The organism is Metabacillus niabensis (assembly GCF_902829255.1).
GTDB classification, from domain to species: domain Bacteria; phylum Bacillota; class Bacilli; order Bacillales; family Bacillaceae; genus Metabacillus; species Metabacillus niabensis.
In genome coordinates this window covers 1-2,657 of the sequence record NZ_CADEPK010000337.1, presented here as the reverse complement: position 1 = coordinate 2,657, position 2,657 = coordinate 1, and the positions used below count along the sequence as shown (strand labels likewise).

Annotated in this window: 2 protein-coding genes, 1 pseudogene and 1 riboswitch; of the genes and pseudogenes, 2 read left to right on the top strand and 1 reads right to left on the bottom strand. The window is 37.5% G+C overall.

Going from position 1 to position 2,657, the window contains the following annotated elements:
- Positions 1–494 (top strand): annotated as a pseudogene (locus HU235_RS19285) (RNase III inhibitor); the annotation flags it as partial.
- 77 nt (positions 495–571) lie between these two features.
- Positions 572–1,225, top strand: a complete 654-nt coding sequence (locus HU235_RS19280; RefSeq protein WP_174881264.1) for a vWA domain-containing protein — start codon at positions 572–574, stop codon at positions 1,223–1,225.
- Between the two features lie 90 nt (positions 1,226–1,315).
- Here HU235_RS19280 and HU235_RS19275 read toward each other — a convergent pair whose 3' ends face one another.
- Positions 1,316–2,419, bottom strand: a complete 1,104-nt coding sequence (locus tag HU235_RS19275) for a 5-methyltetrahydropteroyltriglutamate--homocysteine S-methyltransferase (protein WP_174881263.1) — start codon at positions 2,417–2,419, stop codon at positions 1,316–1,318.
- 101 nt (positions 2,420–2,520) lie between these two features.
- Positions 2,521–2,622: riboswitch (SAM riboswitch) on the bottom strand.
- Positions 2,623–2,657: the final 35 nt, after the last annotated feature.

Below are 2,657 nucleotides of genomic sequence, written 5' to 3'. Positions count from 1 at the left end.
ATGTAGATGAAGTCGAAACGATGTTTAGCCGTTCGAGAAAAGCTGTTCAGTATGCAATGAAGCCACTCGCAGAACAAAGTATTTTTAAAGAGGAAGAAATAGAAGGGGAATATGTTCATAAAGAAAATAGCTTAGTAGACTTAGTCAATACTCTTGACGAATCATTTTCTGAAAGGCTGCTTCGTTTTATAGACGAAAGAGGAATGACTGATGTTGAAACATATACTCGAGCGAACTTGAATCGACGGTTATTTTCAAAAATTCGTACGAACCCCGATTATCATCCAAAAAAGAAAACCGCGATAGCCTTTGCGATAGCTTTAAAGCTAAATATTGCTGAAACGAATGAATTATTGGCGGCAGCCGGTTATATGCTTTCTCATAGCAATAAGTTTGATGTGATCGTTGAATATTTTATCCATGAAGGAAACTACAATATTCATGAATTGAATGAAGCTTTGTTTGCTTTTGACCAGCCATTGGTAGGTGGATAAAATGTCGCTTTAAAAGCGACCAATTGGTTCCACCATCCTGTTATCCTTAACGTAACATGAAATGGAGGATGACAAAAATGAAAAGCAAAAAATTAGAATTAGTGTTTATTCTTGATAAAAGCGGTTCAATGGCAGGACTTGAAGCAGATACAATAGGCGGCTACAATTCAATGCTTAAAAAACAACAAAAGGAAGAAGGAGAAGCCTTTGTCACAACGGTATTATTCAACCATGACTATGAATTGCTTCATGACAGAATCAATGTCAAAGGGATTTCTCCCATAACGGAAGATGATTATCAAGTAGGGGGAACAACAGCACTTCTTGATGCGATTGGCTCGACTATCCAGAAAATTAGCAATGTCCAAAAAAGAACAAATGAGGAAAATCGTGCCGATAAAGTGCTTTTCGTCATTACTACCGATGGGATGGAAAATGCGAGTAGGGAGTATACAGCAATCAAAATCAAACAAATGGTGACACGGCAAAAGGAGCAATTTGGTTGGGAATTCATATTTTTAGGTGCGAATATTGACTCGATTTCAACAGCAGAAAAATATGGGATTGATGAGGAATTCGCCGTTAATTACCATGCGGATAACAAGGGAACTCAATTAAATTATCAAGCGGTAAATGAGGCTGTGACGATGATGCGAAGTGGAAAGGAAATCGACAGAAGCTGGAAGGAAAAAATTGAACGAGATTTTAGCCAACGAAATAAGCGTTCATGATAATAGCAGTAAGTGACGGTTATATAGCCTTATGCTAAAAAAGAGAAAAGCTCATTGTAAACTGAGCTTTTCTCTTCTTGTATCCGATTTTTACCCCCAAATTTCTTTAGAGATATCAACAATATATTTTAACTTCGCCCATTGCTCGTCCTCAGTTAAAATGTTTCCGTGGTGAGTTGAAGCAAATCCGCATTGCGGGCTGATGCATAATTGCTCTAAAGGAACATATTTTGTTGCTTCTTCAACACGTGCTTTAATAGTTTCCTTGTCCTCTAGTTTACCGTGCTTTGAAGTGAAGAGACCGAGTACTACTTGTGGCCCACCGTTTGGAATATGTTGCAATGGCTCGAAATCACCAGAGCGATCATCATCATATTCAAGGAAAAATCCAGTTACTTGCTCTTTAGCAAATAACGTTGGGGCGATTTTCGCATAGCTTCCTTCAAATGCCCATGTTGAACGGTAGTTCCCACGGCAAAGGTGAGTCGTTACTACTAAATCTTCAGGTTTATTCTCTAAAACGCCATTTACAACGCGTAACGCTAAGTCGATTAATTCCTCACGAGAATATCCACTATCATTAAATGGGATTTCTGGTGCATTAAGACCAGCTATGTACACATCATCTAGCTGTAAGTAACGGCAGCCTGCATCATAAAATGCTTTGATCGCATCACGGTACGTTTGAATAATATCCTTTGTATATTCTTCAATATTTGGATAAATGTCTGGATTGCGGATACCAGCATTAAATAATTGGTTTGGACTAGGAATTGTTTGTTTTGCAACAGCACGGTCGCCAACGATTTCTTTAAATTCTATAAATTCCTTTACATGTGGATGGTCTTGGTTAAATGAAATTTTTCCAATAACACGGACATCATATCTTTCCGTTTCCTCCCCATTGAATTTAAATCCATGGCTTGGAACATACCCTTCAACTCCATTTAAATGCTCAAGAAAATCGGTATGCCAAAATCTACGACGGAATTCTCCATCTGTCACTGCTTGTAAACCAACTTCAATTTGCTTATCAACAATTTTTTTAATTTCTTCTGTTTCAATTTCGTGTAGAGCTTGTGCAGTAATTACTCCTTCTTGAAAATCCTTTCTCGCCTGATGGATTCTTTCTGGTCGTAACAAACTTCCAACATGATCTGCTCTAAATGGTGCTTTTACTAATGTTTTTGTCATTAATATCCTCTCCTTAACGAATCTTTGTTTTTCTATCCGATAAAATTAAATACCCCTCTTTTAAAAATAAAAGAGGGGTAGATAGAAAGTTTCATCTTCTCCTCTTATCTTCTAGCAAATTGCTACTGGAATTGGCACAGTTCTATAAATAGTCCGCTGCCGAGGTGTCAAAGGGCCAGTCCCTCTACCTCTCTTGATAAGAAAAAATATCAATATATTAAGTTATGACATTCAGAAT